This is a genomic window from Streptomyces sp. NBC_01012 (assembly GCF_045162755.1).
In the GTDB taxonomy this organism is placed as follows: Bacteria; Actinomycetota; Actinomycetes; order Streptomycetales; family Streptomycetaceae; genus Streptomyces.
On the sequence record NZ_CP108688.1, the window covers coordinates 4,763,702 to 4,777,693 of the forward strand.

Sequence of the window (13,992 nt, forward strand, 5' to 3'; positions counted from 1 at the left end):
CCGTGCCTCCCCGGCACGGGGCTCGTTCCATACACAGAAGTTCAGTTCCGTCCGGAAGGATCGTGCGCAGCGCCATGGCACCCCGTCTCACCGTCGTCGTCCCCCTCTACAACGTCGAGGAGTACCTCGGCGCCTGCCTGGCCTCGCTCGCCGGGCAGACCATGGCAGACCTCGAAGTCGTCATGGTCGACGACGGCGCGACGGACGGCAGCGCCGATGTGGCGATGGAGTTCGCCCGGCAGGACGCCCGCTTCCGGCTGATCCGGCAGAAGAACGCCGGGCTCGGGGCCGCGCGCAACGCGGGCGCCGCACAGGCACACCCGGACGCGGACTTTCTGACGTTCGTCGACAGCGACGACGTCGTGCCGCAGGGTGCCTTCGCCCGGATGCTCGACGAACTGGACGCCTCGGGTTCTGACTTCGCGACGGGCAACGTCCTCAGGCTCCGGGCGAACGGGACGCTCGAACAGTCCCCCATGTTCCGCAGGCCGATGGAGAGGTCCCGTCGCGCCACCCATGTCACCCGGGACTGGATCCTGCTCGGCGACCGCATCGCGTGCAACAAGGTGTTCCGCAGGTCCTTCTGGGACCGGCACGCCTTCGCCTTCCCGACGGGCGTGCTGTACGAGGACATCGCGGTGGTGCTGCCGGCCCACTTCCTGGCCGGGAGCGTCGACGTCGTCGAGGAGCCCGTCTACCACTGGCGTGACCGTGACGGCTCGATCACCACCCGGCGTGCGGTGGCCAGGGGCATCCGTGACCGGGTCACCGCGGTCACGACGGTCAGCCGGTTCCTCGCCGACCGGGGCATGACGGAGGCGAAACGGCGCTACGACGAGCACGCGCTCTCCGGTGACCTGTGGCTGTTCATCGAGGCGCTCCCGGACGGTGACGAAAGCTTCCACCAGGCCTTCCTCACCCACGCCTGCGCCTTCGCGGCGACGGTCGAACCGGCTGTCCTCGACGCGCTCCCCCTGCATCTGAGGGTCAAGTGGCAGCTCATCCGGGAGCACAGGATCACGGAGCTGCTCGCCGTCCTGGCCCACGAGTCCACGGACCGTGACACCTTCCACGTCCGGGGGCGGCTGCGGCCGCGCGCCCAGTACCCGGGTGTCGATGCCCGGCTGCCGCGCAAGGTCACCGCCCTGTCCGCGGATGACCTCCCCGTGCACGCCCATCTGACCGAGGCGGTGTGGAAGGACGGGCTGCTGCACATCAAGGGGTACGCGTACGTCCGTAACGCCCCGGGCAGGTCCGCCGGGACAGGCTGGCTGAGGTCGGGCCGCCGGCTCATCCCGCTGCGGCTGCGCCGGACGGTGACGGACGAGGCGACGGCCGGTTCGGGCCGCTCCCTGCACCGCTACGAGCGGTCAGGCTTCCAGACCGTGATCGACCCGGTGAGGCTCGTCACCCGTGGCACGGCACGCGGCGCCCGCACGGTCTGGAAGCTGGAGTCCCTCGTCGTCGGCGCGGGACGGCCCCGCAGGGGACCGATGCGCCTGCTCGGCAATCCGGCGGCCCCCGCCGTGCGGTACGTCGACGAGCGCACCCGGGTCGTCCCGCTGCTCTCGGGGAACAAGCTGGAGCTGCGCGCCGAGCGGGTCGACGCCGTGCTCGCCGGGCACGGGCCCACGGAGTCCCGGGACGCGATTCGGATCGCCGTGCGGCTGCCGGGCGGTGACACTCCGACGGTTCTGCGGATCCAGGAGTGGCGTACGAAGGAGACCCGCGAGTTCCCCCTGGTGGCCGCCGAGGGTACGGACGGCCGCGCCGTGGTCGCCGAGGTGCCGCTGGTGACGTTCTGCGGCTCCGACGGTGACTGGGGCGTACAGCTGACCGGCGGGGCCGGCCGGCTGACGGTCGCGGCCCGTCCGGAGACAGCGGCCGGGCGCTATCCGCTGCCCGGCGGCCGTGAGGTCTACGCGGCCGCCAACCCCTCGGGTGACCTGGTGCTCACCGACAGGGACGTACGGCCCGTCGTGACGGCTGTGACATGGACGGACGAAACCGGTGCGGCGCTGGAGGGGACCTTCCCCACGGTGCGGGACGGCACGGTGGAGCTCGTCCTGCGTCACAGCGGTCATCAGGAGGAGCACACCTTCGCCGTGGAGCGCACGGACGCCGACAGCGATGCGGCCGGCGGTGCCTCCGCAGCTGCCGCTGCCCGCTTCCGTACGGTGCTGTCCCCCGGGGCGGTCGACGGAGCCGGCGGTACGCTGCCGCTCGCCGAGGGCCGCTGGTACCCCTTCCTCAGGGACCGTGGCGAGACCGACCCGGAGCGCTGTCTGCCGCTGCGGGTGGAGCACAGGCTGCACGCCGGGCTGCCGCTGTCGCGCGAGTCGGAGGGGCGTGTCTTCACCCTGGAGCGGCGCTTCCACGACCGGCTCTGTCTGCGGTCGGGCAGCGCCCTGCCGCCGGAGGACCGGGGGCCGTACGGACAGCGCCGGCTGCGCGAGCGGTACGCGAGCACGCGCGGCGGTGAACTCTGCGACGCCGTGCTGTACTCCAGCTTCGACGGGCGCCAGTACTCGGACTCGCCCCGCGCCGTCCACGAGGAACTGGCCGGGCGTGACACCGGCGTCGAGCATCTCTGGGTGGTGCGGGACCAGCAGGCGGCCGTGCCCGAAGGGGTCCGCGCCGTCGCCCTGCACAGCGCCGAGTGGCACGAGGCGCTGGCCCGCAGCCGGTGGATCGTCACCAACACCCAGCTGCCCGACTGGTTCGAGCGGGCCGATGGCCAGTTCGTCGTCCAGACCTGGCACGGCACGCCGCTCAAGCGCATCGGCCGTGACCTGGCGGGCACCGCGTACGCCGACACCGCGTACATGGAGTCCATGCCGCGACGGGCCGCCCAGTGGAGCGTCCTCGTCTCGCCGAACCGCTTCTCCACGCCCATCCTGCGACGCGCGTTCGGGCACACGGGCGAGGTCCTGGAGTGCGGCTACCCGCGCAACGACCTGCTGTACGCCGCCGACCGCGCGAAGGTCGCCGCAGCCGTCCGGGAGACGCTCGGTGTGCCCGAGGGCAAGCGGATCGTCCTGTACGCCCCCACCTGGCGCGAGGACCGGCCCAAGCAGAGCGGGCTGTACGGCCTCGACCTCCAGCTCGACCTGGACCAGGCGCGGAAGGCGCTCGGCGACGACCACGTCCTGCTGGTGCGCCGCCACTATCTGGTCGGCGGCAGCATCCCTTCGAGCGACTTCGTCCGCGATGTGTCGCGCCACCCCGATGTCGCCGAACTGATGCTCATCAGCGATGTGCTGGTCACGGACTACTCGTCCCTGATGTTCGACTTCGCGCAGACCGGCCGGCCGATGCTGTTCCACACCTACGACCTGGAGCACTACCGCGACACTCTGCGCGGATTCTGCTTCGACTTCGAGAACCGGGCGCCGGGCCCGCTGATCACCGGCTCCGCCGAAGTCGTCGAGGCGCTCCGCGACCCGGAGGCCGCGACGGCAGACCACCGCGAGGCGTACACCGGCTTCCGCGAGGCGTTCTGCGACCTGGACGACGGGACGGCTTCCGCCCAGGTCGTGGACCGGATGCTGAAGGGTGCCCAGGCATGAGTGCGCCCGACTTCAGCTGTGTCGTCACCGCCGCCGAGGGCGGGACGGAGGCCCTGACGGCGTCCGTGGAGTCCGTGCTCGAACAGAGCCTGCGCGCCGTCGAAGCCCTCGTGGTGCTGCCCCCGGGGGCACCCACCGCCCTGCGGACGGGGGCAGCGTCGCTCGCCGGGCGGGCCCCCGACCGCGTCCGTGTCCTCGACCCGGGTACGGACGCGGTCGGCCCGCTGCGCAACGCCGGCCTGGACGCGGCGCGGGGCCGCTACGTCCTCGTGCTCGACGTGGGCGAACGCCTCCATCCGCACGCCTGCCGCAACCTCTGGGAAGCGGGCGAGCGGAGCCACGCCGACCTGGTGGCCGGGCGTTGGAGCCGGCTCACCGGCGACGGTACGAAGGAACGGGAACCCTCCTGGCAGCACCCGCTGTTCCTCCGCTCCCGCACCGTCGTCCGGTTCGCCGACGCACCCGAACTGGCCGTGCACGACGCCCTGGTGACCGGCTTCTGCCTGCGGCGCACGGCACTGGAGCGGCATGCCCTGCGCTACGAGGAGGACCTCACCCACAGCGCGGTCCCGTTCGGCGTCCTGGCGGCTTCCGTCGTCGGCCGTATCGCCCTCGTACGCCGCCGGATCGTCTCCGGACGGGCGGCGGCGGACGCCGGCCAGGACCTCGCCGGGGTCGTGGAGGCGCACCGGCGGGTGTGCCATGTGCTGGTGGCCCAGGGGCTGACGGAACTGCGCGAGGAGCGGGACCGCGCCTTCCTGCTCGACCACCTGGTGCCCCTGGTGCGCGGCCTCCCCGAACTGCCCGCCGCCCGCCGCGCACACCTCGCGCGGACAGCGGCCCGGGTGCTGCCCGACTGCGTCCAGGACGCCGCGCTGCTCACCCTCCCGCCCGTCGAGCGCGTCGGTATCCGACTGCTGGAGCGGGGCGACGCGGACGGGTCGCTGTGCGCGGCGTACGCCCTGCGCCGGAGGGGCACCGTGGCCGCGCCCCTCGTCACGGGCGATGACGGCAGGGTGCACTGGCCGGAAGGCACCGGCTCAAGCACCGGCCCCGCCCCCGACCCCGCGCTGGACGTCACCGAACTCGGCTACCAGCACCGGGCGTTCGGTGAGCTGAAGCTGATGAACAGGCTCACCCGCTACGAGGCCGAGGGGCGCCGTGTCCTCCTGGAGGGCAGGCTCGTGCTGCCCGCGCACACCGGGCCCGACCCGGCCGGCACCCTCACGGCCCATCTGGAGTTCCGCGTACGTGACGGCTCCCGCACCTTCCGCGCCCCTGTCGACGCGCTACAGCCCGACGCCACAGGGATCAGCTGGTCGGCCCGCGCCGATCTCACCCGACTGGTGCGCCCCATCGGACCCCGCGACACGGTGTGGGACGCACGGTTGGTGCTCGACGACGGCCGGACCCGCTCGGTGAGCGACCTCTTCGCCCCCCACGACCTCGTCGGACCGTCGGACCGTTCCCCCGCGCGCCCCCGGCTCGGCAGGGCGGCCGGGGACACCTGGGAGCCCTACATCACGCTCCGGGACCACCTCGCGCTCCGGCTCGAAGCCCGCCGCAGGCCCGCCCGTACGGCGCGCAGGCTGGTCCACTACGCCACCCACTTCCGCCCCGCCCGCCGCGCCAGGCGCCTGCTGCGAGCCCTGCGCAAGCGGTGGGACGGGCTGCACACCAAGGACTTCAAGACCTCCGTCTACCGCTCCTGGCTGCTCCGGCTGCCCGTGCGCAAGGGCTCCGTGGTCTTCGAGAGCCACATGGGTACCTGCTACGGCGACAGCCCCAGGGCCGTACACGAGGAGGTGTGCGCCCGGGGGCTCCCGCTGCGCTGCGTCTGGTCGTACGCCGAGTCCCCGGCCGGCTTCCCCGCCGACGCCAGGCTCGTGCGCCGCTGGTCCTGGCGCTATCTGTGGGCCCTGGCCAGGGCGGAGTACTGGGTCGACAACCAGGGATTCCCGCAGCACCTCGACAAACCGTCCGGCACGGTCTACCTCCAGACCTGGCACGGCTCGGCGTACAAACGCATGGGCTTCGACGAGACCCGGGTGCGCCTGCAGAACGCCCCGCAGCGCGAACGCCTCCAGCAGGCGGTGCGGCGCTTCGACCACTTCCTCGTACGGTCCGAGCACGACGAGCGCACCCTGGCCCGCGCCTACCGGCTGCCCGAGAAGGCGCTGCTGCGCACCGGATACCCCCGCAACGACGCGCTGCTCGCCGCGCGCGCCCGGGACGAGGCGGAGGGGCGGCTGCCCCGTCCGGCGCTCGCGGCCGAACTCGGCCTGCCCGACCACCGCAAGGTCGTGCTGTACGCGCCGACCTTCCGGGGCGGTCCAGGCAGGCGTAAGCGGCAGCGGCTGCTGCTGGACGCCGCGCGCTTCGCGGAGCGCTTCGGCGACACGTACACGCTGCTGGTGCGCGCGCACTACCTGGAGGCGGCGAGCCTGCCGCCCTGCCCGCCGGGCACGGTCGTCGACGTGTCGGGCCATCACGACGTCAGCGAACTCCTCGCGCTCACCGACGTCCTGGTCACCGACTACTCGTCGATCATGTTCGACTACGCGCTCCTGGACCGTCCCGTGGTCCTCTTCGCCCCCGATCTCGATGCCTACGCCGCCGAGCGGGGCAGCTACTTCGACCTGCGCGAGAAGGCGCCGGGACCGGTGACGGACACCGAGGACGAGCTGTTCGCCGTGCTGGCCCGGCTGAAGAGCGCGGACACCGGATTCCAGGACCGGCGCGCGGCCTTCGCCGAGGAGTTCGGGGCGTACGACCGGGGGGACTCCGCCCGCGCGGTCGTGGACGCCGTGTTCGCCCGGCACCTCGTCCCGCCCCGTACCGCTCGTAACGCCCTGTCCCGTCCCGTACCGCCCGCACCGGGGGAGGCCCGTCGATGAACCGCGACCGTGATGTCTTCATCGTCTCCAACAGCACGGATGAACTCGGCGGTGTGACCGGCTGGATGCACCGGACCGCCCAGCTGTTCCAGGAGGCCGGCCACCGGGTGCACACCATCGGTATCCATGCCGCCGAGCGGAAGATGGCCCTGCCCGAGCCGCCCGGCTACCCGGTGACCGCCCTGTACCCGGCGCATCCTCCGACACCCTGGGCGCCCAAGGGGCTGCGGGACCGCTTCCGGATCCCCGCCCGGCGAGCCGAGGCAGGACGCGCGGCCCGGAAGCTGCGCGCCGTCGAGCAGCTGTCGGAGATCTTCCGGGCGGCGGGGCCGGGCGGGGTGGTGATCGTCAGCCAGGTCTGGGCGATGGAGTGGGTCGGCGAGGCGGACACCGGCGGGCTGCGGGTCATCGGGATGAGCCACGAGTCCTACGACTACTCCCGGGCGAGTCACCGCTACCGCTGGATCAAGAGCCACTACCCGCCGCTCGACCGCTGGCTCGTCCTCACGGAGGAGGACGCCGACAAGTGGGCGGGCGACGGGATGAACAACGTGGGTTTCATGCCCAACGCCCTGGCCGCGCTGCCCGATCTGCCCTCCCCGCGCCGCGAGAAGTCGGTCGCGAGCATCGGTCGGCTCACCGACCAGAAGGGCATCGACATGCTCCTGGACGCCTGGGCGCTGGTGGCCCCGCAGCGCCAGGACTGGCGTCTTGATGTGTACGGGACGGGTGAGGACGAGGCGGATCTCAGGGCGCGGTGCACCGGTCTCGGGCTGGACTCATCGGTGGCGTGGCGGGGGCGTACGGACGATGTTCCCGGCGCGCTCGCCGCCTCCTCGGTCTTCGTCCAGTCCTCACGCGGTGAGGGCTTCCCGCTGGCACTGCTGGAGGCGATGGCCAGCGGGTTGCCGTGCGCGGCGTTCGACTGCGCGCCCGGCGTACGGGAGATCGTGCGCGACGGCGAGGACGGGCTGCTCGCGCCGGCGGGCGACATCGGCGCGCTCGCCGACCGGCTGCTCAGGCTCACCGGCAACCCCCGAATGCGGGACGCGATGGGGGACCGGGCGCGGATCAATGTCCAGCGCTTCTCCGAGGCGGAGATCATGGGCCGCTGGGAAGAGCTGTTCGCGCTCCTGGAGCGCTGACCGACCGTGGGCGCCGGGCTCGCCGAGGAGAGCTCGGGCGTGCCCGGCGCGTCAGGGAGAGCTCAGGTGTGCCAGGAACGGCTCGGGCGCGCCCGTGGCCCCGAGCCTCACCCGCCGGTGTACTCCCGCACCGGCTGCTGCCGAGGCACCCCGGTGGCCCCGCAGTCCGTCTGCGCGGCCGGCAGCGGCATTCCCGAGGTGTCGCCGAGGAAGACCCGGCGGACCACCCGCTCCGACGCGTGCCCGTCGTCGTACGGACAGAACCGGGCCCGGAACGCCGCACGCCGCTGCGCGGCACGGGGCCCGCGCCAGTGGTCCGAGGTGAAGATCTCGTGCAACTCCTCCTGGTCACGGGCCACCGCCCCGGGAGGAAAGGCCGCCGGGTCGAAGTAGGTGCCGCGCGCCGCCTCGTAGGCCTGTGCGTCCTCCAGGTGCAGGACGACCGGCCGGTCCAGGTTGACGTAGTCGAACATCAGCGACGAGTAGTCCGTGATCAGCGCGTCGGAGGCGAGACAGAGCTCCTCGACGGACGGGTGGGAGGTGACGTCGATGATCCGCGGGTGCCGGGTGTGCCCCGCGGAGGCCGGGGCCGGCGCGTCCAGGTAGTGGGAGCGCGCCAGGATCACGAAGTGCGGGTCGAGGACACGGATCAGCTGCTCCAGGTCCAGGGAGTACCGCTGGGCACGGCGGTAGTCGCGGTGCGTCGGCGCGTACAGCAGGGCGCAGCCGCCGTCCGGTACACCGAGGCGCTCGCGCAGCCGGGCCGTCTCGTCGGGTCCCGTGCGGTGGAGGACGTCGTTGCGCGGGCTGCCGTACTCCAGCGTGGTGTAGCCGGACGGATAGGTGCGCTCCCATACGAGGGTGGAGTGCTGGTTCGCCGAGAGCGAGTAGTCCCACTTGTCGACGTTGCGCAGCAGTCGGCCGAAGTCCATGGAGCCGGCCGCCGCGGGCCGGTGCACGAGGTCGGTGCCCATGGTCTTCAGCGGGGTCCCGTGATGGGTCTGGAGGAGGACCTGGCCGGGTCTCTTCACGAGCCTGCGGTCGAAGTTGACGTTGTTCACGAGGTACTTGGAGCGTGCCAGGGCCGTCCAGTACGCCGCCGTTCCCGGGTGCAGCACACGGGTCGCGTCCGGAACCGTGTGCGCGTCCTCGGGGCGGCAGATCCAGGAGGTGCGCAGACCGGGCACCAGGGCCCTGGCCGTGGCCTCGAGCGCCGCGGGGCTACAGGTGTAGCCGCGGTGCCAGTAGGCGGCGAACACGGCGTCCCCGCCGCGGACGGGCAGCCGCAGCTGGACGCGGTAGTGCAGCTGGAGTGCCGCCCCGCGTACCGACCGGCGTGCCGTCGTGACGGCGCGCCCGAGGAGGCCGCCCAGGCGCTGCGCGATCCACAGGGCGCGGTAGGTGCGGTGGGCGCCCAGCCGGAACAGCGCGTGCCGCAGCCGGGCACGGCGGGGTACGCGGGCGCCGGAGGAGCGGTAGCGGCGGCAGTAAGCGCTGGCGCGGCGGAAGAACTGGGCGCGGCTGCCGCGCGGCAGCCGGTCCCGGGAGGTGAAGAGGGTCGAGAAGTGGTCGAGCATCCGGCGGAAGATCACCGGTCGCCAGGCGGCGAGTTCGGGGCGGGCGTCGATGAAGGCGAAGACGCGGTCGTACTGGTCGAAGACGTCGAAGTGCCGACGGGTGGTGGTGGAGAGGATGTTGCCCCTGCGCCGCTGGCGGTATCCCACGCAGACGGCGTCCAGCACGGCGATCGATCCGGCGGACATCAGCACCGGGTAGGTCCAGGGGGTGTCCTCGTAGTAGCCGGGCGGAAAGGTGAACCCCTCGGCCTCGATGAACTCGCGGCGGTACGCCTTGTTCCAGACGACCATGAGCACCTTGAGCAGCTCGGGCCGTTCGGTGAGCCGGAAGGACGCGGGGCCGGCCTCGGTGAGGTGCGCGGCGAAGGTGTTGCGCACGCTCGCACCCGACCAGTACGTACGGGCGTAGTCGTAGACCAGTACGTCGGGGCCGCCGGTGGCGTCCAGACGGTCGGCGACGGCCTGGAGCGCCTCGGGGGTGAAGGTGTCGTCCCCGTCGAGGAAGAGCAGGTAGTCCCCGGCCGCCCGGGCGACCCCGGCGTTGCGGGCGGGCCCGAGGCCGGCGTTGTGCGGCAGGTGGACGGCGCTGACCCGGGGGTCGCGTGTGGCGTACTCGTCGGCGATCGAGCCGCAGGCGTCCGGTGAACAGTCGTCGACCACGATGATTTCGTAGTCCTTGAAGGACTGGTTCAGCACGGAGTCGAGGCACGCGTGCAGGTACGCCTGGACCCGGTACGCGGGCACGATGACACTGAACCGGGGCACAACACATCCAGGGGTCGCTCGCGAGAGGGCAGGTGGCCCGCAAACGGCCGATGGAGTGACTTGGTTACGCGGGATGTGGCGTTCGGGGGAAAAACCGAGCCAGGGCGGCCCGATCACGAGTGAACGGGCCGCCCTGGTGTTGACGAACACATGTGCTGATGTGGGGTGTTGGCGCGGCTGTGTCGTCGCCGAGGGCGCCCCCCCGCGCCGGGGGCGCCCCCCCCGCCCGGGGCGCGTCCCCCGCGCGCTACTTGACGGCGCCCGCCATCACACCGGAGACGAACTGCCGCTGGAAGGCGAAGAAGACCGCCAGCGGGATCACCATGGAGACGAAGGCTCCGGGCGCCAGTACGTCGATGTTGTTGCCGAACTGACGGACCTGCTGTTGCAGGGCCACGGTGATCGGCGGGGACTCCGAGTCCGCGAAGATCAGCGCGACCAGCATGTCGTTCCACACCCAGAGGAACTGGAAGATCCCGAGCGAGGCGATGGCCGGGCCGCCGAGGGGCATCACGACCCGGGTGAACAGCCGGATCTCGCCCGCACCGTCCAGCCGCGCGGCCTCAAGCAGCTCGCGCGGGATCTCGGCGAAGAAGTTCCGCAGCAGGAAGATGGCGAACGGCAGGCCGAACGCCGTGTGGAACATGACCACGCCGAAGGTCGTCTCGAAGATCCCGATGATTCCGAACAGCTTGGACACCGGGATCAGGGCGACCTGCACGGGGACCACCAGCAGCCCCACGACGACCAGGAACCACCAGTCGCGGCCGGGGAACTCCATCCAGGCGAAGGCGTACCCGGCGAGGGAGCCGATGACGACCACCAGGACGGTCGCCGGGACGGTGATCGAGACGGTGCTGAGGAGGGAATCGGTGATCGTCGAATTGTCGAGCAGCCGCTGGTAGTTGTCGAAGGTCAGCTCGGACGGCGCGGTGAAGACCTTCCACCAGCCGGTCGCCGCGATGTCCTCGGGGCCTCGCAACGAGGAGAGCAGCAGCCCGATGGTCGGCATCAGCCAGAACAGGCCGACCAGGATGAGGAAGACCCGCATGGCGCCACCGCCCGCCCTGGCGGCGATGCGGGCGCCGAGGGACTGCTTGGCCTCCGTGGTCCTGGCCTCTGCGGTCCCGGCCTCGGTGGTCCCGGCCTCGGTGGTCCCGGTCTCTGTGGTTCCGGTCGTCGTCATCGGCGTCCCTCCTTCCGCATGCGGCGAATGTTGAACAGCATCACCGGGATCACCAGCAGCAGCAGGAGTACGGCGATGGCGCTGCCGACCCCGAGATCGGCGTCCGTGCCGAAGGAGGAGCGGTACAGCTGGAGGGCCAGGACGTTCGCGTCGTCCTGGGACGAGCCGGGCGCGATGATGAAGACCAGGTCGAAGATCTTCAGGACGTTGATCATCAGGGTGACCAGGACCACCGCGAGCACGGGTGCGAGCATCGGCACCGTGATCCGGCGGAACACCTGCCACTCGTTGGCGCCGTCCACCCGCGCGGCTTCGAGGAGTTCGCGCGGCAGACCCGCAAGACCTGCCGCGATCAGCACCATCGCGAATCCGGCCCACATCCAGACGTAGCTGCCGATGATCCCCGGCGTCACCAGGGAAGGCCCGAGCCAGTCGACGCCGTTGTACGGCTCGCGGAAGTTGTCCGCGGGGAGCCGGAGCAGCGATCCGTCCGCCGAGGCGGGCAGGGTGAACACCCCGTCCGCACCCGCTGTCGCCGATGCGACGACCTTGCCGTCCTTCACCGCCTCGACGGTGATGCCCTTGAGGCCCAGCTCCTTCGGATCGACGACGTTGGGCTTGCCGCCGCCGCCCTTGGTGAAGTCGAGCCAGGCCGTCCCGGTGATCTCCCCGCCCGAAGCGGCCGGCACCTTCGCCGGCTTCGCATCGTCCGGCATCTTCGCCGGCACCACACCGACCAGCGGCAGGCTCACCGGCTCACCGGACCGCACCGTCTCCTTCGTCACGAAGGAACCCCCGCCGCCCGCCTTCAGCGGATGGACGGGCAGCGGATGCGCCTTCGGGAAGCCGGCGGACTGCGCGAACGTGTCGTGCACCCCGACCGCCACGGCGTTGGCGACACCGCGCTCCGGGGCCTGCTCGTACACCAGACGGAAGATGATGCCCGCGGCCAGCATCGAGATGGCCATGGGCATGAAGACGATCAGCTTGAACGCCGTACCCCAGCGGATCCGCTCCGTGAGCACCGCGAAGATCAGCCCCAGCACGGTGGCGACCGTCGGTGCGAACACGACCCAGATCGCGTTGTTCTTGACCGCTGTCCGGATCGTGTCGTCCGTGAACAGTGCCTTGTAGTTGTCGAGCCCCGCGAAGCCGGTGCCGGCCTGGTCGAGGAACGAGCGGTAGACGGAGTACACGATCGGATAGACGACGAGTGCGCCGAGCAGCACCAGGGCCGGCAGCAGGAACGCCACCGCGACAGCTCTCCTGGTGCCCGTCACGCTTCCGCGTGGGCGCTTGCCCGTGCTCGTACCCGTGCCCGTGTCGCCCGTGTCAGGACCCTTGTCGGCGGGGGGCACGCCTCCGGCGCCCCCCGCTGTCGCTGTGGTCACCCCGTCAGCTCTTGTACGCCTTGGCCGCGTCGGACTCCAGCTTCGCTTGAGCCCCCGCGATGTCCTTCGGGTTCTTGAGGAAGTCCTGAAGCGTCTTCCACTCGCCCTTGCCGGGCGTCCCGCCGAACGACTGCGGGGCCTGGTCGGACATGTCGAACCTGACGTCGTCACCGGCGTCGATCAGCGCCTCGGCGATCGTGCGCTGCACGTCGTTCGGATAAGCGGCGGCGTCCAGCGACTTGTTGGGCGAGATGAACCCGCCGGCCTCCGCCCAGATCTTCGCCGAGTCCGCGGAGGCGAGCCAGGTCAGCAGCGCCTGGGCACCCTTGCTGTCCTTGAGCGCCACGGCCGCGTCGCCGCCGGTCACCACGGGGGAGTCGGCGCCGACCGCGGGGAACGGGAACACCTTGGCGTCCGTACCGATCTTCGCCTTGGTCTGCGCGATGTTGATGGAGACGAAGTCGCCCTCGAAGACCATCGCGCCCTTGGGCTGGTCCCCGCCGGTGAACGTCTGGGTGACCGATACGGGGAACTCGGTCTGCAACGCGCCGTCGGCGCCACCGGAGATCAGACTCGGCTTGCCGAAGAGCTCGGCGAGCGTGGTCAGGGCCTCCTTGACGGACGGGTCCGTCCACTTGATCTTGTGCTCGGCCAGCTGGTCGTACTTCTCGGGGCCCGCCTGGGAGAGATAGATGTTCTCGAACCAGTCGGTGAGCGTCCAGCCGTCCGCGCCGCCCACCGAGACAGGGGTGACACCGGAGGCGGAGATCGTCTCGGCCGTGGACAGGAAGTCCTTCCAGGTCTTCGGCTCGCTCGCGCCGGCGTTCTCGAACGCCTTGGTGTTGTACCAGACCAGGGACTTGTTGGCGGCCTTGAAGTAGACGCCGTACTGGGTGCCGTCGACCGCGCCGAGGTCCTGCCAGACCTCGGCGTAGTTCTGGCCGAGCTGGGCGCGCGCCTCGGGGCCCACTGGCTTGGCCCACTTCTTGGCCACGGCCTGCTGGATCGCGCCCACCTGCGGGATCATTGCGACGTCCGGGGGCTGGCCGCCCGCGATCTTCGTACCGAGGAAGTTCACGATCGGGTCCTGCGAGGGGACGAAGGTGACCGTGGCGCCGGTCCGCTTCTCGAACTCGTCCAGCACCTTGGTGAAGTTGGCCTGCTCGGGGCCGGTCCACACCGCGGCCACCGATATCTTCTCGCCGTCCAGCTTCGGCAGATTCACGGTCGACGCACTGTCATCGCTCGTGCCGGAGCTCTTTTCCGAGCCCTTGCCCGCCTTGTCCTTGCCGCCGTCGTCGTCACCGCCGCACCCGGTGAGTGCCAGCGCCCCGATGGCGGTGAACACCAGTGCTGCCCTGCGCATGCGAAGGGTTCTGCGCATCCCTGCCCCGTCTCTCCTGCGGTTCACGTCGTCCGTGCGCACAGTCCTATGCCCGGCGCACCGACGCCGCAATACCGC

At 71.3% G+C, this 13,992-nt stretch carries 7 protein-coding genes; 3 read left to right on the plus strand and 4 right to left on the minus strand.

What is annotated here, in order from left to right; translation table 11 throughout:
* Positions 1 to 74: 74 nt before the first annotated feature.
* The 3 genes from OG623_RS21460 to OG623_RS21470 are packed head-to-tail and all read left to right on the plus strand — an operon-like array spanning position 75 to position 7,611.
* Positions 75 to 3,569: a CDP-glycerol glycerophosphotransferase family protein gene (locus tag OG623_RS21460; RefSeq protein ID WP_406148493.1), complete on the plus strand. Its 3,495-nt coding sequence runs from the start codon at positions 75 to 77 to the stop codon at positions 3,567 to 3,569.
* On the plus strand, positions 3,566 to 6,466 hold the full coding sequence (locus OG623_RS21465) for a CDP-glycerol glycerophosphotransferase family protein (RefSeq protein WP_406148494.1): 2,901 nt from the start codon (positions 3,566 to 3,568) through the stop codon (positions 6,464 to 6,466). The genes OG623_RS21460 and OG623_RS21465 overlap by 4 nt, the downstream gene beginning before the upstream one ends.
* Entirely contained in the window at positions 6,463 to 7,611 is a 1,149-nt protein-coding gene (locus OG623_RS21470; RefSeq protein WP_406148495.1) for a glycosyltransferase, read from the plus strand. The genes OG623_RS21465 and OG623_RS21470 overlap by 4 nt, the downstream gene beginning before the upstream one ends.
* A 107-nt stretch (positions 7,612 to 7,718) precedes the next feature.
* On the opposite strand, the gene OG623_RS21475 is transcribed toward OG623_RS21470, so the two are convergent.
* The 4 genes from OG623_RS21475 to OG623_RS21490 all read right to left on the minus strand — a co-directional run bounded on the left by OG623_RS21475 (position 7,719) and on the right by OG623_RS21490 (position 13,914).
* A complete protein-coding gene (locus OG623_RS21475; protein WP_406148496.1) occupies positions 7,719 to 9,953 on the minus strand; it encodes a CDP-glycerol glycerophosphotransferase family protein in 2,235 nt (744 codons plus the stop codon).
* A 247-nt stretch (positions 9,954 to 10,200) separates the two neighbouring features.
* A complete protein-coding gene (locus tag OG623_RS21480; RefSeq protein ID WP_406148498.1) occupies positions 10,201 to 11,139 on the minus strand; it encodes a carbohydrate ABC transporter permease in 939 nt (312 codons plus the stop codon).
* Complete coding sequence (locus tag OG623_RS21485; protein WP_406148500.1) at positions 11,136 to 12,530, minus strand: carbohydrate ABC transporter permease; 1,395 nt, start codon at positions 12,528 to 12,530, stop codon at positions 11,136 to 11,138. Before OG623_RS21485 ends, OG623_RS21480 begins: the two co-directional genes overlap by 4 nt.
* 4 nt (positions 12,531 to 12,534) lie before the next feature.
* Entirely contained in the window at positions 12,535 to 13,914 is a 1,380-nt protein-coding gene (locus OG623_RS21490; protein ID WP_406148502.1) for an ABC transporter substrate-binding protein, read from the minus strand.
* Positions 13,915 to 13,992: the final 78 nt, after the last annotated feature.